This window comes from Vibrio ordalii ATCC 33509, assembly GCA_000257205.1.
GTDB classification, from domain to species: domain Bacteria; phylum Pseudomonadota; class Gammaproteobacteria; order Enterobacterales; family Vibrionaceae; genus Vibrio; species Vibrio ordalii.
Genome location: AEZC01000005.1, coordinates 1 through 1,036, shown reverse-complemented (window position 1 = coordinate 1,036; position 1,036 = coordinate 1). Strand labels below are relative to the sequence as shown.

The window sequence follows — 1,036 nt, the reverse complement described above, 5'->3', positions numbered from 1 at the left end:
CTTCTCGCAGTAGTCATGGTTAGCAGTGGAATTTGCCAAGGCTTTTACGCTGGCGTGATTTTGCTACTCAATCTAGATCATTCGATAATTTTCAACCTACCACTAGGAAATAGAGCCTCTGGAAGTTTTGTCTATCACAACCATCTAGCCAATTTTCTAATGCTAAATCTCTGCATTGGCTTTGGCTTATTGATTGCCAAACTCGATAGCTCACACAAAACCGGATTGAGAAATATCACTAAACAGTTTTTAGCCGTGTTGCTGTCTGATAAAGCCTTTGTACGTTTAGGGCTCGTCATCATGTTGATTGCATTAGTCTTAACTCGATCTAGAATGGGTAATATGGCTTTTTTCATCGCCTTAACTATAGGTTGTGTGCTGTTATTATTTTTTTACAAACCAAAACCCAAAAGTGTTTATGTGCTCATCATCAGTTTATTCATCATTGATACGTTCATTGTGAGCCAATGGTTTGGATTAGAAAAAGTGAAACAACGTCTTATTGAAACTAGCTTGGAAAGTGAATCAAGAGATGATGTGGTCAGATATTCCCTAGTCGCAATACAAGAAAGGCCTCTGACTGGCTTTGGGGCCGGCACTTTCTACTCCACTTTCCCTTCCTACAATCAAGGAAAAGTAAAACTGTTTTACGATCATGCTCATAATGACTACATCCAATTCACATTAGAATCAGGCCTTGTGATGGTTTCGATATTGGGTGTAATGATCTTAGTCGCCACCCAACGCGCATTTTATGCGTTTAAAAACCGCAGAAATAAGTTAATGAAAGGGATCGGATTAGCGTCTTTAATGGCTATTATCGGTATGTTGATACATATGAGTGTTGATTTCCCACTTCAAGCTCCCGCAACAACACTTTATTTCTTGCTGTGTTTATTGATGGGACACTGGTCAAATTCAATGCCGAGTCTGGTCACTCGTTCAAAATATTCCTGATATATAAAAACGACTTTGAGTTGCAGGTAAACGAATGTATCCAACACCGCGCAGCTTCAAGTAGGAATGGTATACGTTT

At 39.3% G+C, this 1,036-nt stretch carries 1 protein-coding gene; it reads left to right on the top strand.

Features of this window, described 5'->3' with window-relative positions; translation table 11 throughout:
* Positions 1–957: O-antigen ligase family protein (locus tag VOR_RS0100225; RefSeq protein WP_010316918.1), on the top strand; the 957-nt coding region annotated here is incomplete at its 5' end.
* Positions 958–1,036: the final 79 nt, after the last annotated feature.